Here is a 22,169-nt window from a genome sequence, read left to right on the forward strand (position 1 = left end):
AGAGGCTGGGAGGTTCGTCGTGAGCACGTCTCTCCACGTGTGGCCAAGGCTGGTCTACGAGGACCTGGCTCCCATGGTCGCCTACGTCAACCGGTTTGTGCAGGTCGGCGGCAAGTACACACTCGACGAGCCGTTCGAGGTCGGCTGGGGGAACATCGTCCTCGAAGTCACGCCCCGTGGGCTCAGGACGCCGACGCTGCGGATGCGGGACGTGACCTTCACCGTGCACTACCGACTCCTCGACGGCGACGTGGTCATCGAGTCGGACTCGGGCTCACGGACCGTGCCGCTGTTCGACGAATCACTGGCCGCGTTCTACACATCGTTCTGCACCGCGGTGAGCGAACTCGGCATTCGCAGGCCGGGCTCCTCGCTGATCTGCGAGATTCCCGATGCCCCGACGACCTTCCGAGACGATCGCGTCGAACGCCACTGGGATCGCCAGGCCGCTCGGCTGATGTGGAGCGCGCTGAACCTCGCCGCCGGCGGGCTCGAGGAGTGGCAGGCGCCGTTCCAGGGTCACCGCCCCCGGGTGGGAGTGATGTGGGGCGGCTTCGACCTCTCCGCCACGCGGCATCGCGCACGGCCCACCGCGCCGCCGGCCCACGCTCCGGCGTTCATGCAGAACGCCCAGCTCGAGGAGTATGTGGCGGTGGGATTCACCTTCGGCAGTCCCGAGGCGCCGGATGTGAGCATGTACGCCTACATCTGGCCTCAGCCGGACGGCCTCGAGGGCCGGTCCTGGGGGGTCGACGGAGCGGCCTGGAATCCTGATGCCGGTCTGGTTCTGCTGCCGTGGGCCACGCTCAGGCAGACAGCCGACCCGCACCAGGCCATCGTCGCGTTCGGGGACGCCGTCTACGACGCCGCCGTGGAGACGGCGGGCTGGCCGTCGGACCTCATGGGGCCCCGCTGCGACGGCTGGTACATGAGCAGGACACCACCTTCCCCGGTCCACGCTCAGCAGCGCTGATCGCCGAAGGCCTGCCCTAGACGGCGGGTGGCACGGAACCTGCCTGCCGTGGCGGTCTCGGTGGCGCCGTCGCCTGCGGGACGGGCGCGACCTCCCAGTCCTCCCAGATGGTCGTCGCGCCGCGGTCGGGCATGTACAGCCAGGACGGTGCGGTGCGCCGGAAGAGCAGGTCGTAGGCGGTATCGGCGTGGCCGGTGTCGCAGAGCACGGGGAGCAGGTCGCCGGTGGCGAGGAAGCCGGCACCAGCCGTCCGAGAGGACGATCTCGATCCGGTTGCCGCCCGCCCGCACGGCGGCCGTGACGTCCGAGGCCTGGGCGTAGAGGGTGCGGTCGTAGGAGGTGGCGCCTGGCGAGAGTTCGGCGGTGCCGGCCCGCTCGCCGTTCACATACGCCTCGTACACACCGAGCGCCGTCGCGTACAGCCGCGCCGAGCGCGCCCCGGGCTGCGCCTCGAACCGGGTCGTCAGGGTGTGAGCCGGACGCCTGCCGTAGGCTTCTACCGGATGACCCATCGGGCGACGCTGATCACTCGGGTGCGCACCGAGGAGGGCATCGTCGGCGAGGCCTATGTGGGCGACGAGGACGGCGCCCTCGCCGAGATCGCCGCGATCACCATGCGCGAGATCGCCCCGCGCCTGATCGGCGAGGACGCCTTCGCCACCGAACGCTGCTGGGACCTCGCCTATCCGGTCACCTATGACATCCTGCGGGACCGCCGTCACGGCCTGGTGGCGCTGGCCGGTGTCGACACCGCGATATGGGACGCCGTCGGCAAGGCGCTGCGGATGCCGCTGCACCGGCTGTGGGGCGGCTACCGCCGCGAGATCCCCCTGATGGCGATCGGCGGATACTACGGAGAACCGCTGGGCGCCATCGAGGACGAGATCGCCTTCTACAAGGACCGCGGGCTGGCCGGTATGAAGTTCAAGGTCGGCGGCGCCTCGCCCGAGGTCGACGCCAAGCGGGTCGCGGCCGCGCGGGAGGCGGCCGGCGACGACTTCGTCATCACGGTGGACGCCAACCAGGGCTACACCGTGGCCGAGGCGCTGGAGTTCGCCTGGCGCGTCGAGGATCTCGGTATCCGCTGGTTCGAGGAGCCGGTGCGCTGGCACAACGACCGTCGTTCGCTGCGTGACGTCCGTATGCGCACCCGCATTCCGGTCGCCGCGGGCCAGAGCGAGTACAGCGCCAGCGGCTGCCGGGACCTGATGGAGGCCGGGGCCATCGATGTCTGCAACTTCGACGCCTCCTGGTCCGGGAGGCCGACGGCATGGCGCCGTGCCGCCGCCATCGCCACCTCGTACGACGTGCAGATGGGACACCACGAGGAGCCGCAGGTCGCCGCCCATCTGCTGGCCAGCCAGTCACACGGCACCTACGCCGAGTGTTTTCATCCCGACCGGGATCCGTTCTGGTGGCATCTGATAGCCACGGAGCGGCGGCTGGTGGACGGCAAGCTCCAGCTCTCCGACGCCCCCGGCCTCGGCTGGGAGCTGGACGAGGACTACATCGCCGGGCACTGCCTCGAGCTGGGGGCGTGACATGCCGACCGATCCCAGCTTCGGGATGCGTGGCAGCCGGCCGCACCGCGTGGCGATCCGCGAGGTCGCCGAGTACGCCGGAGTGGCGGTGTCCTCCGTCTCCCGCGTCATCTCCGGGCATCCCGACGTCAGCGAGAAGATGCGCCGGAAGGTGCTGAAGGCCATCGACGAGCTGGGCTTCGTCCCGGATCTGGCGGCGCAGAGCATCCGCACCGGCGCGACGAAGACCATCGGCTTCGTCATCAGCGACATACGCAACCCGCTGCTCGCCGAGATCGCGCACGCGGCCGAGACCCGCCTGCGCGAACGCGGTTACACGCTGTTCATGATGAGCTCTCTGCACGACCCCGAGCTGGAGGCCGAGCATCTGCGCCGGCTCGCCCAGCACCGGGTGGACGGGCTGCTGGTGTCCGTCACCGACGAGAAGAACCAGGAAACCGCCGAGCTGCTCTCCAAGGCCGGCGTCCCCATCGTGCTGATCGACCGTGACATCCCCGACCTGCCCGCCGCCTCCGCCGCCCGCTTCGACCACGCCGGCGGACTGACCGCCGCGGTGCGGCACCTCGTCGAGCTCGGCCACCGTTCGATCGGCCTGGTCAGCGGCTCGGCCAACACCCGCCCCTCCCGGGAGCGCGAGCAGGCGCTGTACCGGATCGCGGCACAGCTGGGTGTCACGGCCCACGCCCACAGCGGGGACTTCGCCAAGGAACACGGGGCCAAGGCCACCCACGCGCTGCTGAGCGGCGAGGACCGACCGACGGCGCTGATCGCGGGCTCCAACCAGATCCTGGTCGGCGTGCTCTCGGCCCTCGCCGAGCTCCCGTACCAGGTCCCCCGGGATCTCTCGCTCGTCACCTGTGACGACGCGCCGATGGCGGCCTTCCTCCAGCCCCGGCTGGCGACGATCCGCCGGGACGTCGCCCGGATCGGGCGCGTCAGCGCCGATCTGCTGCTGGAAGCCCTGGCCGGCGAGGCGGCCCGGTCCGTCGAGCTGCCGACCCGATTCGACCACGCGGAGTCCTGCGCCGCTCCGTCCCCGAACCGGTGACCGCCACCGGTCACCTCAACGAGCCGCCGCTTCGATGAAGAAGCAAGGAGAAGCCATGTCCTCCCCCTCGGCACCGGGCGCCACCACAGGCGCCGCAACCGCACCCTCCTCCGCCACCGAAGACCGCGCCAATCTGCGCCGCGCCCGCTGGGGCGGCCTGGTGGGCACCGCCCTCGAGCAGTACGACTTCGTGATCTACGGGACCGCGTCCGCGCTGGTCTTCAACTCGGTGTTCTTCCCCGACCTGAGCCCGGCCGTGGGCTACCTCGGCAGCTTCGGGGCGTATGCCGTCGGCTTTCTCGCCCGGCCGCTGGGCGGCCTGTTCTTCTCCCGCTTCGGGGACCGGCTCGGCCGCAAGTGGGTGCTGGTCACCACGCTGTATCTGATGGGCATCGCCACCTTCCTGATCGGCCTGCTGCCGACGTACGAGACCATCGGGTTCTTCGCGCCCCTGCTGCTGGTTCTGCTGCGCTGTCTCCAGGGCTTCGGAGCCGGTGCCGAAATGGCCGGTGGCACCGTGCTGTTGACCGAGGCGGCGCCGCCCGGCAGACGCGGCTACACCGCCTCGCTGGTGTGGGTCGGGGCCTCGGGGGGCACCGCGCTGGGCGCCGTGGTGTGGCTCGCGGTCCAGCAACTGCCCGAGGACGCGATGCTGAGTTACGGCTGGCGGCTGGTGTTCCTCAGCTCCATCGTCGTCACGGCCATGGCGTACCTGCTGCGGCGCAAGCTCCAGGACTCCCATGTCTTCACCGAAACCGCGAAGGAGAAGGCCAAGGAGGACGCGGCGGACCCACGGCCCTCGCCGATCAAGGACGTGTGGACCAACAGCCGCCGGAACGTGCTGCGGGTCTTTCTGATGGTGGCCGGGGTCAGCCTCAACTCGTACACCTACCAGGTGTTCATGGGCAGCTATCTGGTGTCGAACGTCGACGTGGACAAGGCCGTGTTCACCCCCGCGCTGCTGATCGGCGTGGTCTGCGGAATGGGCGCGGCGGTGTTCTTCGGCCGGCTGTCGGATCGGCTCGGCCGGAGGCCCGTGTACACGATCGCGGCCCTGGGGATGATGATCCTTCCGGTTTCGGCCTTCGCGATGCTGAACACCGGGAGCCCCGTGCTGATCACGATAGTGATCATCCTGGGCTTCATCTTCGCGGCCGAGGGCTCGGTGAGCGCCCAGGCGGCGTTTCTGCCGGAGATCTTCGGCAGCCGCTATCGCTACGCCGGGGTCACCATGGGGCGCGAGCTGGCCTCCATGGTCGGCGGTGCCGGGCCGCTGGTCTGCTCGGCCCTGATCACCTGGGCGAGCGGCAGCTGGATCCCGGTGGCGGTGCTGATGATCGCCACCGTCGCGGTCAGCCTGGCCGTCACCCTGCGCACACCGGAGACCCGGGACCGGGACCTGTACTCCGAGGCCGACGCGGCCTGACCACAGAACCACCACAGCCGAAGGACCCCTCCATGCACACGCCCGCGTTCATCGGCGGCAAGCACATCGACGGCGCCGAGACCTACGACAACATCGACCCGGCCGACGGCCGTTCGCTCGGCACCGTGATCCGCTCCGGCCGGCGCGAGATCGACCTGGCCGTCGAGTCGGCCCGGGCCGCCCAGGCCGACTGGTACGCCACACCGGTCGCCGACCGCGCCGTCGCCCTCACCCGCCTCGCCGACGCCATCACCGCGGACTCCGAGAACCTGGCCCGGCTGGAGAGCGAGGACACCGGCAAGCCGATCGGCCAGGCCCGTGCCGACGCGGCCGTCTGCGCCCGCTACTTCCAGTTCTACGGCCACGCCATCGACACCTACTACGGCGACACCATTCCGGTGCGACCCGATATCCAGGCGTACACCACGCGCGAACCGTTCGGTGTCACCGGACACATCGTCGCCTGGAACTACCCCATGCAGCTGTTCGCCCGAGGGGTCGCACCGGCCATCGCCACCGGCAACTGCGGGGTGGTCAAACCGGCCGACGAGACTCCGCGCACCTCCGTACGGCTGGCGGAACTGGCGGTGGCGGCCGGCATCCCCGACGGGGTGGTCAACGTCGTGCCCGGCATCGGCGCCGAGGCGGGGGCCGCGCTCACCGCCCATCCGGACATACGCCAGATCGGCTTCGTCGGCTCGACGGCCGTCGGCGCCCGGGTCGCGCACGCCGCCGCCGACCGGGTCGTGCCCACCACGCTCGAACTGGGCGGCAAGTCCGCGCATGTGGTCTTCCCCGACGCCGACCTCGAAGCCGCCGCCGAGGCCGTCACCAAGGGGATCCTCCAGAACGCCGGTCAGACCTGCTCGGCCGGATCCCGGCTGATCGTGCACCGCGACGCGCACACCGAGATGGTGGCGCGGCTGACCGCGGCCTTCTCCGCGGTGCGCATCGGCCCCGGTGCCACCGATCCCGACCTGGGGCCCCTGGTGTCGAGGAAACAGCAGGCCAGGGTCGCCGACTTCATCGACACCCTCACCTCGGGCGAGGTCCTGGTCGGCGGCACGGCCCCGGCCGACCCGGAGCTCGGCTCCGGCGCGTACTACGCACCCACCCTCGTCGGATCCGGCTACGGACGGGAGAAGGGGGTGGCGGCGCTGGACGCCTGCACCCAGAGCAAGACCTTCATCATCAAGCTCTGATCGGCGGTCGTACGCCGGAAAGGACCATGCGAGCAACCATGACCGTCGCCTCCCGTACGGCGCCGCCGACCGACCGGCAGCGCCCGACCGACGAGCAACTCGGCCACCTGGCCACCCGGGCCCGAGAGCTCATCCTGCGCACCGCTCACCAGGCCGGAGCCGGCCACGTCGGCGGCTCCCTGTCCGCCGCCGACCTGCTGGTGACCCTCTACTTCGACGAGCTGCGGATCGACCCGGCCCGGCCCGACGCGCCGGAGCGGGACCGTTTCATCCTCTCCAAGGGGCACTGCGCACTCGGCCTCTACGCCGTCCTCGCGATGCGGGGCTACTTCGACATCGCCGAACTCGCCGACTTCGACAAGGGCGGTTCACGGCTCCAGATGCACCCGGACATGACCAGGCTGCCCGGGGTCGAGATGTCGACCGGATCGCTCGGCCAGGGCCTGTCCGCCGGTGTGGGCATGGCGCTGGGCGCGCGGCTGGGCGGCTTCGCCTCGGCCCCGGACTCACGTACGTATGTGCTGCTCGGAGACGGGGAGCTCCAGGAGGGCATGACCTGGGAGGCGGTGCATGTGGCCCCCCGCTACCGGCTCGGCCACCTGGTCGTGGTCCTCGACCACAACGGCCTCCAGCAGTACGGCCGGCCGCGCGGCGCCGACGACCGCGGTGACCGGCGTGACCCGTGGGCGGGCGTCGACCTGCGCGCCACCTTCACCGGCCTCGGCTGGCGGGTGCTGGAGATCGACGGCAACGACATCGCCGCGATCCGGGCCGCGTTCGCCGAGGCCAGGCAGGCCGAAGCCATCGACCGGCCCACGATGATCCTCGCCACCACCCGCAAGGGCCGCGGCGTCTCCTTCGCGGAGATGACCATCAAGTGGCACACCGGTGCGCCGAATGACGAGCAACTCGCGGCGGCGCCCGCCGAGTTGGGTGCGGAATCCGGATGACCACCCCGACGACATCGATGCGTGGGACATGGGGCGCCACCCTGGTCGCGCTCGGCGACGAGGACCCCAGGACCGTGGTGCTCGACGGCGATCTGGCCACCAGCACCAAGGCCGACGCCTTCGCCCAGGCGCACCCGGAGCGGTTCCTCCAGATGGGCATCGCCGAGCAGAACCTGGTCGGCGTCGCCGTGGGGCTGGCGACCACCGGACTGGTGCCGTGGCTGTCCTCCTTCGGGGTGTTCATCTCCCACCGCGCCGTGGACCCGATCCGGATGCTCGTCGCGCAGACCGACGCCAATGTCAAGATCGCGGCGGCATACACCGGGGTGTGCTTCGGCATGGCCGGCAAATCACACCACGACCACGCCGACCTCGCCGTGATGCGGGCGATGCCCCGCATGACCGTGCTGGCGCCGGGCGATGCCACCGAATGCGAGGTGTTCACCCGCTGGGCACACGAACACGAGGGCCCGGTCTATCTCCGGCTCGCCCGCGACGCCGGCCCCGACCTGCCGCCCGGAGAGGTCGCGGTCGGAACCCTGCGCGTGCTGCGCGACGGGCCGGACGGCGCGCTGGTTTCGACCGGCGCGCAGACGGCCCGCACCCTGGAGGCCGCCGAACGGCTGGCCGCGGACGGGCTCGACCTGCGCGTTGTGCACGCCCCGACGATCAAGCCGTTCGACGACCGGCGCCTGATCGAGCTGTGCGCGGACCAGCCGTTCGTCGTCACCGTCGAGGAACACTCCACCTACGGCGGACTCGGCGGCATGGTCGCCGAGATCACCTCGGCCGGGCCGCGTCCCCTGCCGGTGCACCGCATCGCGCTGGAGGACACCTGGGTCGAGACCGGCTCCAACGACTACCTCCTGGAGAAGTACGGGCTGTCCGCACGCGCCCTCGCGGCGCGTGTCGCCCGCCTGGCAGGCGTGTCCGAGTAACAGTCGGCCGTACCGCCACGCCGCGTCGGACATCGCCGACGCGGCGTGGCGGCGCCCAGTCGCCCCGCCGCTGGACACATCGCCCGACAGACAACCGGACACCTGAAAGGAAGGCAGCATGTCCGCCACACCCACCGCAGTGATCTCCGGAGGGGCACAGGGCATCGGAGCCGCCACCGCCGAACACCTCGCCGGCCACGGCTGGCGCGTCGTCGTACTCGATCTCAACGGCCCCGGCGCCGAGACGGTGGCCGCCGTGCTCGACGCCGAACATCCGGTGTCCGGCGGCCACCTCGGGCTGGCGTGCGACGTGTCCGACGAGAGCGCGGTCGCCTCGGCCGTGGCACGCGCGGCCGAGGCGGGCGGCCGGATCGACGGCGTGGTCGCGGGCGCCGGGAACCTGGTGCGGCGCCCGGCGGCCGAACTGGACCTCGGCTCCTGGCAACGGCACCTCGACATCCACCTCACCGGCACCTTCCTGCTGGCCCGTGCCGCGTTCCCCTGGCTGAAGGACACCCACGGCTCCGTGGTGACCATCGCGTGGGGTCGTCCTTCGGCATACCGCGCCGGGTCGCCTACTCCGCCGCCAAGAGCGGCATCGTCGGGCTGACACGGACGCTGGCCGCCGAATGGGGGCCGTACGGGGTGCGGGCCAACGCCGTCGCGCCGGGTTATGTCAACACCGAGATGGTCCGCTCGGGCCTGGAGGCCGGCACCCTGGACCGGGACACCCTGGTGGCGCGCACCCCGCTGCGCCGGCTGGCCGAGCCGGAGGAGATCGCCGCGGCCATCGGCTTTCTGCTCTCGCCCGGTGCCGGCTTTGTGAACGGAGCGGTGCTGCCGGTCGACGGCGGCCTGACGATCGACGGCACCTTCGACCTTCCCTCGCTCACCGAGTGAACCGCCCCCGCCGGGTGTGAGCCCGCACGGCGCGCCCCGGGCCGGCCGGCTACGCCGAGGAAGCGGGAGTGGGGGCCGGGGCGGGCTGGAGCGGGGGCGGGGTTCGGCGGCTGCCGGACCAGCGGCGCAGCAGCGGGAGTTCGAAGTACCGGTAGACGACCAGGGACACGAGAAACGCGAGGGCGATCACTCCGAGAACCCACGCGAAGCCCACCCCGGGCGCCAGGTCGGGGTCGGGTCCGATCAGATAGCGGGCGGCCATCATCAGCGGGGCGTGGGTGATGTAGAGGGCGTAGGAGGACTCGCCCAGGGTGAGCAGGGCCGGGCGGTGCAGGCGTCGTGAGCGGCCCTCCAGGTCGGCCAGGGCCAGCCGCGCGATGATCACCGCGAGGGCGGGCGCCGTCGCCGAGCCCATCGCGTACTGCGGGGGCAGCGAGGGCAGGGCGGCGAAGAACAGGAACATGGCGATACCGAGGTACCGGCGGCGGATGTGGGGCCAGGAACTGGTCTGGATCAGGCGGGCGGTGACGATGCCGAGCATGAACTCCAGCAGCCGGACGGGCGGGAAGACATAGGCGAACCACAGGCTGCGTTCGTTGATGGGCAGCCAGACGTAGAGCTCCGTTCCGGGGATCGCGGAGGACACCAGCGGCATCAGGACGATCATCCCGGCCAGCGCCGCCCACACCGACCGCAGCCGCCGCGTGGGGATCCTGCGCGCCACGAGGATGAGCGCGGGGAAGAGCGCGTAGAAGAACACCTCGCAGGAGATCGACCACGCCGGTGTGTTGAAGCCCGAATACAGGTGGTAGTCGGGTATCCAGTCCTGGACCAGGAACAGGTTGGTGAGCGCGGCTCCCGTCCCGTCCCCGGGCGGCGCCGGCATGGGCATCTCGGCGGTGGCGACGGCGAAGAGCACCAGGGTCGCCGTCCAGGCGAGCAGATGATTGGGGAGGATCTTCCAGCACCGGCGCCGCCAGAACGTGCGGGCCCGGTCGCCGGGTCTGTACACCCAGGTCACCACGAATCCGGAGAGGACGAAGAAGCCGCTCACCGCCCCGGCGGCGAAGGGCGCACCGATGGCGAGCGACTTGTGCAGGGAACCGTCGAAGATCCCTGAAACGTAGCTGACGTGGTACCAGATGACGGGGATGGCCAAGACGAAACGCAGGCTCGTCAACGACGGTAGACGGCGGGACGAGAGCTCGTCGGACATGGGCTTTCCTTGCCTCCTTGATGCGAAGAAGCCAGAACAGGTGGATCGGGCAACCGGCCGGATCGGTACGGAAAGCCGGGCGGGCACACACGGCGTCGCCGCGTTCCGGCCGCGCGCGGGCGCCGTGCTCCGGTCACCTCGGTGCCATCCTCAGGGCGCCGTCGAGCCGGATCGTCTCGCCGTTGAGCATCGGGTTCTCCACGACGTGCGCGACGAGCGAGGCGTATTCCGAGGGGTCGCCGAGCCGGGCCGGATGCGGCACTTGGCGGCCGAGGGCCTCGACCGCGGAGTCGGGGAAGACATCGAACATGGGGGTGTGGAACAGCCCTGGTGCGATGGTGACCACCCGGATCCTGGACGGCGCGAGATCCCGGGCGATCGGCAGGGTCATGCCCACGATGCCGGCCTTGGACGCCGCGTAGGCGGCCTGTCCGATCTGGCCGTCGAACGCGGCGATCGAGGCGGTGTTGATGACGACACCGCGCTCGGTGCCGTCGTCCTCGGCCTGGCTCATCCGGGCCACGGCGAGGCGGATGACGTTGAAGCTGCCGATGAGGTTGACCTGGACGACCTTGCTGAAGGCGTCCAGAGGGAACGGGCCGTTCTTGCCGATGGTCTTGAAGGCGTTGCCGATTCCCGCGCAGTTCACCGCGATGCGCAGGGTGCCCAGGCTCGCGGCCAGTTCGACCGCGGCGGTGACCGCTTCCTCGCTCGTCACGTCGCCGGGGGAGAAGTGGACGCGCTCACCCAGCTCCTCCGCGACTTCCTTGCCCCGCGAGGACCGGCCGAGGATCACCACGGACGCGCCGCGGTCGCGCAGTTCACGTACCGACGCCAGGCCCAGGCCGGACCCTCCGCCGGTGACCAGGGCGACACTTCCTTCGATCCGCACGTGCTGCTCCAGTTCTGTCATGGGGCGAAGTGGCCGTGCTGCGCCGGGCCCGGCGGACGAGCGGACTGCTGAGAGGTGACTGGTGCCGGCTCCGTGTCGTGAGTGCCCGTGCGCGTGGGGATGCACGGCGATATCGATGCGGCCGGAGTGGGCCGGGTCGCGCGATTACGCGCTCACCGGCCGGGTGCGACACGAGCACCATAAGCGAGGTCGTCCGTCTCTCGCGACGGGTTCGAGGAATTCCGAGCTTCCGCCCTTTGTTGCTGCGCTTGACCGAAAAGGGCGAATCCGAAGTCACGCTCCGCTCTCCGAATCGAGTGGGTGATCACACTGTGCTCATTGCCTCGCGCTGTCGGCCTGGGTAGCGTTGCGTTCAGTCGCAGGAGCGAACAACTGAGTTCGTTTTCGGGGTACGTTGCGACCACGGGGCTTGAGGTCACACTGTGGCCGGAATCACGGGGGAAAGATGCATACATGCAGTGATTCTCTGTGTATACAACGAGGCTGTTCCTCGCCATTTCACGGTCGGCGCGCCATGGGGTAAGTCTGTCCGGCCAGGACTTTACGACACCCTTCTCCGGGCGTAATCCCGCGATTCGGTCGTATGGTAATTCTTTGCGCCCTCGACAGGGCGGCCGATTGGCGTTGCGAATCCGTTTGCGCTGACTCACGAATCTCAAACCCAGGTTTTCCTTGAGCCCCGGAACTTTTCTGTGGGCTGGACCCCGGGCCGGGCTCCACCGCCGGTTCGACGCTGTTCTGCGATGGATACCGACTCACTGGGACGGAAATCGATGGCCGAGTCGCCGACGTTCAACGAGACCTTCACGGTAACCGCCGACAACCCCCTGTTACGCGGGCACCTGGTGCACGGGCGTCATCTTCTGCCCGGCGTCGGCTACGTCGACCTGGTGTTACAGGTCCTCGCCCGGCACGGCCACGCCATGGCGGACGTCGAACTGCGGAACTTCACCATCCTCGCGCCGCTCGTCGCCGCCCCGGGCGAGCAGATCCTGACCACCGTGGAGGGGCGCCCCGCGCCCGCGGGCGGCTGCCGGGTCGAAGTCCGCAGCCGACGCGGCCAGGACACCACGGAGGTCCTGCACGCGGTGGTGACGGCCCACCGACACGCCCCGCCCGCCTTCACGGACCGGCTGTCGTTACCCGTCCGGGGCGGGGACCGGATCACCCCGCTCGCCGACATCTATACCTGGCTCCGCCAACGCGACCTGGTCCACTCCGGCCTGATGAAGATCGACGGCGTCGTCCACCGCCGCGCCGAGGACTGGGTTGTGGAGCTGGAACTCGATCCGGCACACGACGGCGGCGCGGACGGTTTCCTCTTCCACCCCGCGCTGTTCGAGGCAGGTCTGCTCGGGGGCAGCGTGGGCAGCCACATGCTGTACGAGGGGGAGCCGGGCGAAGGGCTCTATCTGCCGCTCGTGTTCGAGTCGTTCCGGGCGGTGGCGCCGCTGGGCAGACGCTGCTTCGCCAGGGTCCCGGCCACGTCGCCGCGCAGGGACGACGAGCTCATCCGGCTGGCGGTTGAGTTCTACGACGCGAACGGGGCCAAGGTCGCCGAGGTCGGCCGGCTCGTGGCCAAGCGGGTCCGGGCCGTGTCGGACCTCGACGTCCGCGGCGGGCCCGCCACGAACGGAGCGTCCCCGGGCGCCGCTTCACCGGCGGCCGCAGCGGCCGCGGCAGCCGGGAGCGGAGCTCGACCCGGCCCGGCCACTGGGGGCCGGGACGTGGTGGCCGTGCTGCGGGAGCTGGTCGCGGCGCGTCTGGAGGTCCCCGCGGCGCACGTCGATGTCGAGGGCGGCTTCTACGAGTTGGGCCTGGCCTCCGCGGACATGGTGTCCCTGGTGCCCGACCTGGAGGACCGGCTGTCACTGTCGCTTTCGCCGACCATCATGTTCGAGTACAAGTCGATCGCCGATGTGGCCGCCTCGCTCGACGAGCGGCTCGCGGCACAGCCCGCGGCACATCCCTCGGAGCAGCCCGCGGAACACCCCTCGGCACAGGCGACCCGGGCCGCGCTGGTCGACGAGATCTCCGCGTTGCTGAACGTGCCGGCCCAGGAGGTGGACCCGGACGCCGAGTTCGGGGAGTTCGGGTTCGACCGGACCAGCCTCGCCCACCTCGCCGCCCGGCTGAACGACCGCTACGGGCACGAGCTCACCCCCGCCGTCTTCTCCGCACACCGGACCGTAAGGGCGGTCGCGGAATACCTCGTCGGCGCCCAGCGCGAACCGGAGGCGGCCCCAAACCGCTCCGCGACCCGAGCCCCCCGGGCGGAGCCGCGCCCGCACTCCATGCTGCACCGCGCCGTGCCGGACACCGACGGCATCACGTACCGGACGCGTTTCCACGGCGACGAGCCGTTCCTCCGAGACCACCAGGTGCGCGGTTCGCGCGTACTGCCCGCGGTCGCACAGCTGGAGATGGCACGCGCGGCGGTGGCACAGGCCCTGGGCGACGGGCCCGCGGGCAGCGTCCGCCTGGACGACGTGGTGTGGCTGCGACCGGCAGTCTGCGGCCCGGACGGTCTGGAGCTCAGCGTGAGCGTACGGACGCTGCCCGGACCGCGCTGGGAGTACACGATCCACTGCGTGGGCGACGACGGCGAGCCCACGCTGTGCGGCCAGGGCCGCGCCGGCCTGCCGGAGACCGCGGAGCGGAGCCTGCCCCGCCTGGACGAACTGCGCGCGGCCTGCGCCGGGCGGACGCTCTCCGCGGCCGCCGTCTACGAGCTGTACGCCGGCATGGGCATGGACTACGGCCCCGCGCAGCGGTCCCTCGTGGAGCTGCGCCTGGCCACGGACGAGACGGGGCGGCCACAGGCGCTGGCCGAGCTGCGCCTGCCCACGTCGGCGGAGGCGGTGGGGGACTGCCTCCTGCACCCGAGCATCGTGGACGGTGCCCTCCAGGCCACCCTCGGTGTGCGGTTGCCGGCCGGGCGGCTCGGCGGACAGCCCGTCCGCCCCGCCCTGCCGTTCGCCCTGAGCCACCTCACGGCGGCCGCCGCGACCGGCGCGACGGCGTACGCCTGGATACGCCACCAGCCGGGCAGCGCCCCCGACGCCGCGGCCGCGCGGCTGGACATCACCGTGTTCGACGCGGACGGCCGGGTGTGCGTGGAGCTGACCGGGCTGAACACCCGCGCGCTGGCGGACGCCCCGCGGGCCACGGACCGGACCGTGCGGATGGCGGACCGGGCCGCGGCGCCCCCGTACGCCGGAACCGACATCGCGATCATCGGCCTCGGCGGGCGCTACCCCGAGTCGCCGGACCTGGACACCTTCTGGCGGAATCTCCGGGCCGGCCGCGACTGCATCCGGGAGGTGCCCGCCCAGCGCTGGGACCACCGCCGGTACGCCGACGCCGGTGGCTCCTCGTCGGGCAGGTGGGGCGGGTTCCTCGACGAGATCGACCGGTTCGACCCGCTGTTCTTCCAGATCTCGTTGCACGAGGCCGAGCTCCTCGACCCGCAGGAGCGCCTCTTCCTCCAGTGCGCCCACCACACGCTCGAAGACGCCGGATACGCCGGTTCGCCAACGCGCGGGACGGGTGTCTTCGTCGGAGTGATGTACCAGGAGTACCAGCTCCATGGCGCGCAGGCGCAGGATCGCGGCCTGCCGGTGGCGCTGTCCGGCAGCGCCTCCACGGTCGCCAACCGGGTGTCGTACTTCTACGACTTCCACGGGCCGAGCATCGCCGTGGACACCATGTGCTCGTCCTCCCTGACCGCCATCCACCTGGCCTGTGAGGCCATCAGGAGCGGCCAGTGCGACACGGCACTCGCCGGAGGGGTGAACCTCCACTCCCACCCGAACAAGTTCCTCATGCTGAGCCAGCGCCGGTTCCTCTCCAGCGACGGCCGCTGCCGCAGCTTCGGCGAAGGCGGTGACGGCTACGTACCCGGCGAGGGCGTCGGCGCGGTGCTGCTCAAGCCCCTGGAGCGGGCCGTCGCCGACCGGGACCACATCTACGGGGTGATCAAGGGAACGGCGCTCAACCACGGCGGCCGGACCTCGGGCTACTCGGTGCCGTCCCCGGCGGCGCAGGGCGAGGTCATCGCGCAGGCGCTCGCCGCTGCGGGCACCGACCCGCGCGCGCTCGGCTACCTCGAGGCGCACGGCACCGGCACGGCCCTGGGCGACCCGCTGGAAATCGCCGGCCTGACCAAGGCGTTCCAGGCCCAGGGCGCACTGCCGGACCAACTGGCGATCGGCTCCGTCAAGTCGAACATCGGGCACTGCGAGAGTGCGGCCGGCATCGCCGGGCTCACCAAGGTGCTGCTCCAGATGCGGCACGGAGAGCTGGTGCCCAGCCTCCATGCCGACACGCTCAACCCGCATATCGACTTCGGCGGCACTCCGCTGCGGGTCCAGCGGCGACTGGAGCCGTGGCACCGGCCGACGCTGGAGATCGACGGGGAGCGCCGGACCCTCCCACGGATCGCGGGCGTGTCCGGCTTCGGCGCGGGCGGCTCCAACGCCCACGTCGTCATCTCCGAGTACGAGCCGCAGGACGCCGGCCCGAGGCCGTCCGACACGGTCGGCCGGCCCGCGCTGCTGGTGCTCTCCGCGCGGACGGAGACCCAGCTCGTGGAGCAGGCCCGGCGGCTGCACACACGGCTGGCGGAGCTGACCGACGACGCTCTTCCCGATGTGGCGTGGACCCTCCAGACGGGTCGCATGGCACTGGAAGAGCGACTGGCCTTCGCCGCGACCTCGACGGCCGCCGCCCGGGCACAGTTGGAGGCGTTCACCGCCGAGCCGCGGCGGCCGGGCGCGTGGGTGCGGGGCACCGCCCGCACCGGCCGGGAGAAGCCCGCCGGGACGGATCCGGACGCGCTGCGGGCGGCCCGGGCGGAGTGGACCGAGCACGGCGCGCCCGGCGAACTCCTGCGTCTGTGGGCCGAGGGAGCCGCGGTGACGTGGGAGGACCTTCACCCCTCGTCCCCGCCCGCGCGGCGCGTCAGCCTGCCCGGATACCCCTTCGCCCGCGAGCGGTGCTGGTACGACCTGGAACCCGGCGGCGCGGTGCACGGGCTGCCCGCTCCCGCACCCGCCGCCCCGGCCCCGGCCCCGACCCCGACCCCGGCGCCGCACCGGCCGGACGAGGGCGCCGCGGAGCGGGACGAGATGGTGCTGCTGCGCCCCGAGTGGGTAGTGCGGGACACCGCGGTAACCGGTGGGCCCGTGCCGCCCGTCACGGAGACCTTCTCCGCGCACCACGTCCTGGTGATCGGCGAGCTCGAGGAAAGGGAGCGCGAAGCCCTTCGGACTGCCCTGCCCGCCGACACCGCCTGCCAGTTCCTGTCACCCGCGGACGGCCCGCTGGACCACCAGTACGCCCAGGTCGCGGAGCGCGTGTTCACACTGGCCCAAGGGATTCTGCGGGACGGGCCGCGACGGCCGGTGCTGCTCCAGGCCGTTCTGGTCGGCGCCGCCGGCGCGGACGCCGAACGGGAGCGCCTCGCCTGCTTCGGCGGGCTGTCGGGCCTGCTGAAGACGGCCCACCAGGAGAACCCGCTGCTGCGCACCCAGTACGTCGAGTGCCTCGACGGGGCGACACCCGCCACCGTCGCCGCCCGACTGGTGGACGAGGCGGTGTCCGACCCCGAACCGGAGGTGCGCCATCGCGACGGCCGGCGGCTCGTCGCACGGCCCGCGGAGATCGGCTCCGCCCGCCCCGCGGCCGCGCCCTGGCAGGAGGACGGTGTCTACCTCATCACCGGTGGCGCCGGGGGGCTCGGCCTGATCGTGGCGCGGGAGATCGCCGCGTCGGTCGGCCACGCCACCGTGGTGCTCACCGGACGGTCGCCGCTGACCGCGGAGCGTCGCGACTCGTTGCGGGCCCTGCGCGCGGCAGGGCTGACGGTGGACTACCAGCGCGCTGACGTGGCCGACCGGGACGCGGTCCGCCACCTGCTGGCCCATGTGGCGGACAACCACGGGCCGCTGACGGGCATCCTGCACGGCGCGGGGGTGATCGACGACAACTTCCTCCTGCGCAAGAGCACCGAGGACGTGGCGCGCGTCCTGGCACCCAAGGTCGCCGGGCTGGTCAACCTCGACGAGCTGACCCAGGACCACCACCTTGACCTCTTCGTGTGCTTCTCGTCGATCGCCGGGGCCTTCGGCAATGCCGGGCAGGCCGACTACGCCGCGGGCAACGCGTTCATGGACGCCTACGCGGCCTACCGCGACCGGCTCGCCGACGCCGGTCTGCGCAGCGGGCGGACCGTCTCCGTCAACTGGCCGCTGTGGGACGAGGGCGGCATGGGGGGCGGTGCCGTCAGGGACAACCTGCGCAGCGTCGGCCTGGCACCCCTGGACACCGTCCGCGGGCTGACGGCGCTGCGGTGCGCCCTGGCCCCGGCGGAGAACGGACTGACCGACGCCAGGCTGCTCGTCCTCGTGGGCAGGCGCGAAAGGTTGCTGCCGCTGCTCACGGACCGCCCCGCACCCACCCCCGACCCGGTCGCCGCACCCACCCCCGACCCGGTCGCCGAGACGGCCACGGGAGCCGGCGCGGTCGGCGAGCCCGACGGCGCCGCGGCCCGCGCACTGGAGGACAGAGCGGTCGGCTATCTGCGGCGTCTTCTGGCGTCGTCCCTCAAGCTCGGCCCCGAGCGCCTCGCCGTCGACGCGCCGCTGGAGCGGTACGGCATGGACTCCGTCATCGCGGTGAACGTCATCTCCCGGCTGGAGGAGTCCTTCGGCCCGCTGTCCCGGACGCTTCTCTTCGAGGTGGAGACGGTCCGAGAGCTGGCGCGGCACTTCGCCACCGAGCACCCGCGTGCGCTGCGCACGCTGGTCGGCGAGCCCGCCGAGCCCCCGCCCGCCACCCGGCCCGCACCGCCGACCCCGGCGGCCCCCGTGCCGCCCCTCGCGGCTGCCGGGGAAGGACCCGCGGAGACCCGGCCCCCCGCCCCCGGCCGCACCGCGGCTTCCGCGGCGCCCCGGACCGGCCGCGGCCGGGACATCGCGGTCATCGGCCTGAGCGGGCGCTATCCGCAGGCCGAGGATCTCGACGCGCTGTGGGCGAACCTCCGCGGGGGCAAGGACTGTGTCACCGAGGTCCCGGCCGACCGCTGGGACCCCGAGACCGCCTACGGCACCGCTCCGCATGACGCGGACGGCACGCGGCCGGGCCGGTGGGGCGGTTTCCTCGACGGGATCGACCGGTTCGACCCGCTGCTCTTCGGTGTCTCGCCGCGGGAGGCGGCGGCCATGGATCCGCAGCAGCGGCTGTTCCTGGAGACCGTGTGGCACCTGCTGGAGCAGAGCGGCACGACCCAGGAGGCCCTGGAGCGGCGCTACGGGCGGCGCGTCGGTGTCTATGTCGGCGCGGCCTACCAGCTGTACCGGGCGGAGGAGTCGGACCAGGCCCTCGCGGCCCTCACCTCCGCGGCCTCGTACAACATGATCGCGAACCGCGTCTCGCACTTCTTCGGGCTGGAGGGGCCCAGCCTCGCCGTGGACAGCATGTGCGCGTCGTCGGCCATGGCCATCCACCTCGCCTGTGCCGACCTGCGCGGCGGTGAGACCGAACTCGCCGTCGCCGGGGGCATCAACCTCACCGTCCACCCGGACAAGTACCTGGCGCTGGCGGAGTTGCAGCTGCTCGGCAGCCACCCGGGCAGCCGCAGCTTCCGCGACGGGGACGGCTACCTCCCGGCCGAGGCCGTGGGCGCCGTGCTGCTCAAGCCGCTGGACGTGGCGGTACGCGACGGCGACCGGATCCACGCCGTCATCAAGGGCACGTCCTCCCTGCACGGCGGCCGGTCCAACGGTTTCATGATGCCGAGCCACCGGACCCAGGTGAACGTCATGCGCCGGGCCCTGGAGCAGGCCGGCGTGGGGCCGGAGTCCATCGGGTACGTCGAGGCCGCGGCTAACGGGACGACCCTCTCCGACGAGGTCGAGTTCCGCGCACTGCGGGAGGTGTTCGGCGGCGTGACCGAGCCCGTGGCGCTCGGCACCGTGAAGTCGAACCTCGGGCACCCGGAGGCCGCGTCCGGCATCGCCCAGCTGACCAAAGTCGTCCTGCAACTGCGCCACCAGCAGCTCACGCCCCTGGTGGAAGCGGGCTCCCCCAACCCCAACCTGGACTTCGACGGCACGGCGCTGAGCCTGACCGACCGCCTGACGGCCTGGGAGCCGGGCGGCACGGACCGAGCCGACGGCGCCCCGGCACCCCGCCGCGCCCTTATCAACTCGGTGGCCGCGGGCGGCAGCCACGTCAGCCTGGTTGTCGAGGCCCCGCCGCCGGCCGAACCCGTCGCCCACGACGTCCAGGGCGCCCAGGACACCGGAGCCCAGCTGGTGGTGGTGTCCGCCAGGACCCCCGAGCGGCTGCGCACGGCCGTACAGCGGCTGCACGACTTCCTCGACCGCGACAACTCGGTGCGCCTGGCGGACGTCGCCTACACCTCCCAGCTGGGCCGTGAGCCACAGCCCGAGCGGCTCGCCGTGGTGGCGCGCTCCCTGGACGAGCTGATCCACGCGCTGGCGGAGCATCTGGCGCGCGGCTCCGGGGCCGGGAACCCGCCCCCGGAGCCGGCGGTACCGGCCACGCCGGTCCACCTCGGCAACGCCGAGGAGGGCGCGGGCCCGCTGGGCACGGTGCTCGCCGGCGCGCGGGGCGAGGAGTTCTTGGACGGGCTCGTCGCGGACGGGGACCTGGAGCGCCTCGCCGAGCTGTGGGTGTGCGGGGTGGACGTGCCGTGGAACGGGCTCCACCACGGGCCGCGCCGCCTGGTGCCGCTCCCGCCGACGGTGTTCGAGCAGGGAAGCCACTGGGTGGGCCGCAGGCCCGGGGCGCCGAGCCCCGCGCCTGCCGCGACGCCCCCGCCCCCCGAGGGCCCGGCCGCCACCGGCCCCGACCACGCCGAACGGCCGCGCGACCGGGACCGGACCCTCACCGACGCCGAGCGGACCATGGTCGCCGCCTGGTCGGAATTGCTGGAGATCGACGCCGGCCGGCTCGGCACGGCGAGCAACTTCCTCTCGCTGGGCGGCAACTCGCTGCTCGTCACCCGCCTGGTCAACCTGGTCAGGCGGCAGACCGGCGTGGAACTCCCCGTCAAGTCCGTCTTCAACGCTCCCCGGCTCGCGGACATGGCCGCCGAACTGGAGCGCCGCACCCCCTCCGGGCCCACCGGAGCCCTCGACACGGAGCAGATCCTCCAGAGCATCGCCCTCATCGAAGGCATGAGCGACGAGGAACTGGACGCGCTGGACGTCGCGCACTAGGCAGACAGGACGACGATGACCATCCTCAACCACGACGGCGGTCCGGACCTGCTCCACAAGATCCGGTCCCTTCCGCCCAAGCGGCAGCGGGCCCTGATCGCACTGCTCAGGAAGCGGGGCGTCGACCTCTCCGCGCTCGACGCGCTCGATGCGATCCCGCTGTTACCCCGGGCCGCGGACGAGCCGGTCCCGCTGTCCTTCACCCAGCAGCGCCTGTGGTTCCTGGCGCAGCTGGACGGGGCCAGCGCGGCCTACAACATCCCGATGGCGGTACGGCTGCGCGGGCGGCTGGACCGGGCCGCGCTGGTGCGCGCACTGGAAGCGGTGGTACGGCGGCACGAGGCCCTGCGTACCCGCTTCGTGGACCACGACGGCGTCCCGTACCAGCACATCGGCGACGGCCGGGACTTCGCGGTCCGGGAGGAGGAGCCCGCGGACCCCGCGGAGCTGCCCCTGATCTGCGCACGGGAGGCGGCCGCCCCCTTCGACCTGGAGCACGACTCGCTGATCCGGGCCCGGCTGCTGCGCGAGTCCGAGCAGGAGCACGTCCTGCTGGTGACGATGCACCACAGCGTGTCCGACGGCTGGTCGGTCGGCGTCCTCTTCCGCGACCTCGTCGCCCTCTACGAGGCGTTCCGCGCGGGACGCCCCGCCGACCTGGCGCCACTGCCCGTCCAGTACCCGGACTACGCGCAGTGGCAGCGCCGGTGGCTGGTGGACGAGGTGCAGGCGCGGCAGGTGGCGTACTGGAGGAAGCAGCTCGACGGTGTCGATCCGAGGCTGTCGCTGCCCGCGGACCGGGAGCGGCCGCCGGTCAAGACGTACAACGGGGCGCGCGAGAGCTTCCGCTGCCCGGCCGGTCTGCTGGACCGGCTGCGGGCGCTCAGCACGGAGCACGACGCCACCTTGTACATGACGCTGCTGGCGGCCTACGCCATCGTGCTGCACCGCCACACCCAGCAGACCGATATCGCGGTCGGCACCGTGGTGGCGAACCGCAACCGGCCGGAGGTGGAGGGGCTCATCGGCTTCTTCGCCAACACCCTGGTGATGCGCACCGACCTCTCCGGTGACCCGGCCCTGCCCGAACTGCTGGCCCAGGTGAAGAGGACCGCGCTGGCGGCCTACGACCACCAGGACGTCCCCTTCGAGGCCGTGGTGGACGCGCTGCGACTGGAGCGCAGCCTCAGCCACTCACCCGTCTTCCAGACGATGTTCGTGCTCCAGGAGGCACAGACCGCCCAGGAGACCAGGTTCGGCGAGCTCGAGGTGTCCCCGGTCGCCTTCGACGTCGATGTCACCAAGTTCGACGTCACGCTCGACCTCAGGGAGACACCGGACGGGCTCGCCGGGACCGTCGAGTACAACACCGACCTGTTCGACCCGGAGACCATCCAGCGCTTCGTCCGCCACTACACCACCCTGCTCGCCGCCATCGCCGACAGCCCGCGGGAGAGGATCTCCCGGCTGCCCATGCTGCCGGAGGACGAGCGCCGGCGGGTCCTCGTGGAGTGGAACGAGCCGCCGTCGGCTCTGCGGCCGGAGCGGCGGTGCCTCCACGAGTGGTTCGAGGAGACGGCGGCCGGGGCACCGGACGCGACGGCGGTGGTTTTCCAGGGCAGATCTCTTTCCTACGGCGAATTGAACAGCCGGGCGAATCGCCTGGCGCGTCATCTGCGCGGGCTGGGCGTCGGCCCAGATGTGCCGGTGGCCCTGTGTCTGCCGCGCAGCGAGCAGATCGTGGTCGGGGTGCTGGCGGTGCTGAAGGCGGGCGGCGCCTATGTGCCGCTCGACCCCGCCGTCCCCGTCGAGCG

12 protein-coding genes and 1 pseudogene are annotated in these 22,169 nt (G+C 71.9%); 10 read left to right on the forward strand and 3 right to left on the reverse strand.

What is annotated here, in order from left to right; genetic code table 11:
- Window positions 1-19: 19 nt before the first annotated feature.
- The gene (locus ABTY62_RS30190; protein ID WP_352132582.1) at window positions 20-973 is read left to right on the forward strand and encodes a DUF5996 family protein; all 954 of its coding nucleotides are present in this window, start codon (window positions 20-22) and stop codon (window positions 971-973) included.
- On the opposite strand, the gene ABTY62_RS47555 is transcribed toward ABTY62_RS30190, so the two are convergent.
- Window positions 961-1,485, reverse strand: coding sequence for an alpha-L-rhamnosidase N-terminal domain-containing protein (locus tag ABTY62_RS47555; protein WP_502997546.1), 525 nt, complete (start codon window positions 1,483-1,485; stop codon window positions 961-963). The two genes, ABTY62_RS30190 and ABTY62_RS47555, sit on opposite strands and share 13 nt — an antisense overlap.
- On the opposite strand from ABTY62_RS47555, the gene ABTY62_RS30205 reads away from it, so the two are divergent.
- The 7 genes and pseudogenes from ABTY62_RS30205 (at window position 1,477) to ABTY62_RS30235 (ending at window position 8,978) form a co-directional block, all read left to right on the forward strand.
- Window positions 1,477-2,514, forward strand: a complete 1,038-nt coding sequence (locus ABTY62_RS30205) for a mandelate racemase/muconate lactonizing enzyme family protein (RefSeq protein ID WP_352132583.1) — start codon at window positions 1,477-1,479, stop codon at window positions 2,512-2,514. The two genes, ABTY62_RS47555 and ABTY62_RS30205, sit on opposite strands and share 9 nt — an antisense overlap.
- A gap of 1 nt (window position 2,515) precedes the next feature.
- The gene (locus ABTY62_RS30210) at window positions 2,516-3,562 is read left to right on the forward strand and encodes a LacI family DNA-binding transcriptional regulator (RefSeq protein WP_352132584.1); all 1,047 of its coding nucleotides are present in this window, start codon (window positions 2,516-2,518) and stop codon (window positions 3,560-3,562) included.
- A gap of 55 nt (window positions 3,563-3,617) precedes the next feature.
- Entirely contained in the window at window positions 3,618-4,988 is a 1,371-nt protein-coding gene (locus tag ABTY62_RS30215; RefSeq protein WP_352132585.1) for an MFS transporter, read from the forward strand.
- 32 nt (window positions 4,989-5,020) lie between these two features.
- Window positions 5,021-6,190 carry an aldehyde dehydrogenase family protein gene (locus ABTY62_RS30220; protein WP_352132586.1) on the forward strand — a complete coding sequence of 390 codons (1,170 nt, stop codon included), beginning with the start codon at window positions 5,021-5,023 and terminating at the stop codon, window positions 6,188-6,190.
- A 26-nt stretch (window positions 6,191-6,216) separates the two neighbouring features.
- Entirely contained in the window at window positions 6,217-7,140 is a 924-nt protein-coding gene (locus tag ABTY62_RS30225) for a transketolase (protein ID WP_352132587.1), read from the forward strand.
- The gene (locus ABTY62_RS30230) at window positions 7,137-8,078 is read left to right on the forward strand and encodes a transketolase family protein (protein ID WP_352132588.1); all 942 of its coding nucleotides are present in this window, start codon (window positions 7,137-7,139) and stop codon (window positions 8,076-8,078) included. Before ABTY62_RS30225 ends, ABTY62_RS30230 begins: the two co-directional genes overlap by 4 nt.
- A gap of 118 nt (window positions 8,079-8,196) precedes the next feature.
- Window positions 8,197-8,978: pseudogene (locus ABTY62_RS30235) on the forward strand (SDR family NAD(P)-dependent oxidoreductase).
- Window positions 8,979-9,027: 49 nt separating this feature from the next.
- Here the strand turns inward: ABTY62_RS30235 and ABTY62_RS30240 are convergent.
- Window positions 9,028-10,194, reverse strand: coding sequence for an acyltransferase family protein (locus ABTY62_RS30240; protein ID WP_352132589.1), 1,167 nt, complete (start codon window positions 10,192-10,194; stop codon window positions 9,028-9,030).
- 133 nt (window positions 10,195-10,327) lie between these two features.
- The gene (locus ABTY62_RS30245) at window positions 10,328-11,086 is read right to left on the reverse strand and encodes an SDR family NAD(P)-dependent oxidoreductase (RefSeq protein WP_352132601.1); all 759 of its coding nucleotides are present in this window, start codon (window positions 11,084-11,086) and stop codon (window positions 10,328-10,330) included.
- Between the two features lie 764 nt (window positions 11,087-11,850).
- On the opposite strand from ABTY62_RS30245, the gene ABTY62_RS30250 reads away from it, so the two are divergent.
- A complete protein-coding gene (locus ABTY62_RS30250) occupies window positions 11,851-20,355 on the forward strand; it encodes an SDR family NAD(P)-dependent oxidoreductase (RefSeq protein ID WP_352132590.1) in 8,505 nt (2,834 codons plus the stop codon).
- A gap of 15 nt (window positions 20,356-20,370) precedes the next feature.
- A partial coding sequence (locus ABTY62_RS30255; protein WP_352132591.1) for a condensation domain-containing protein occupies window positions 20,371-22,169 on the forward strand: 1,799 nt, incomplete at its 3' end.

The organism is Streptomyces sp. NPDC097640, from assembly GCF_040302705.1.
Classification (GTDB): Bacteria; Actinomycetota; Actinomycetes; order Streptomycetales; family Streptomycetaceae; genus Streptomyces.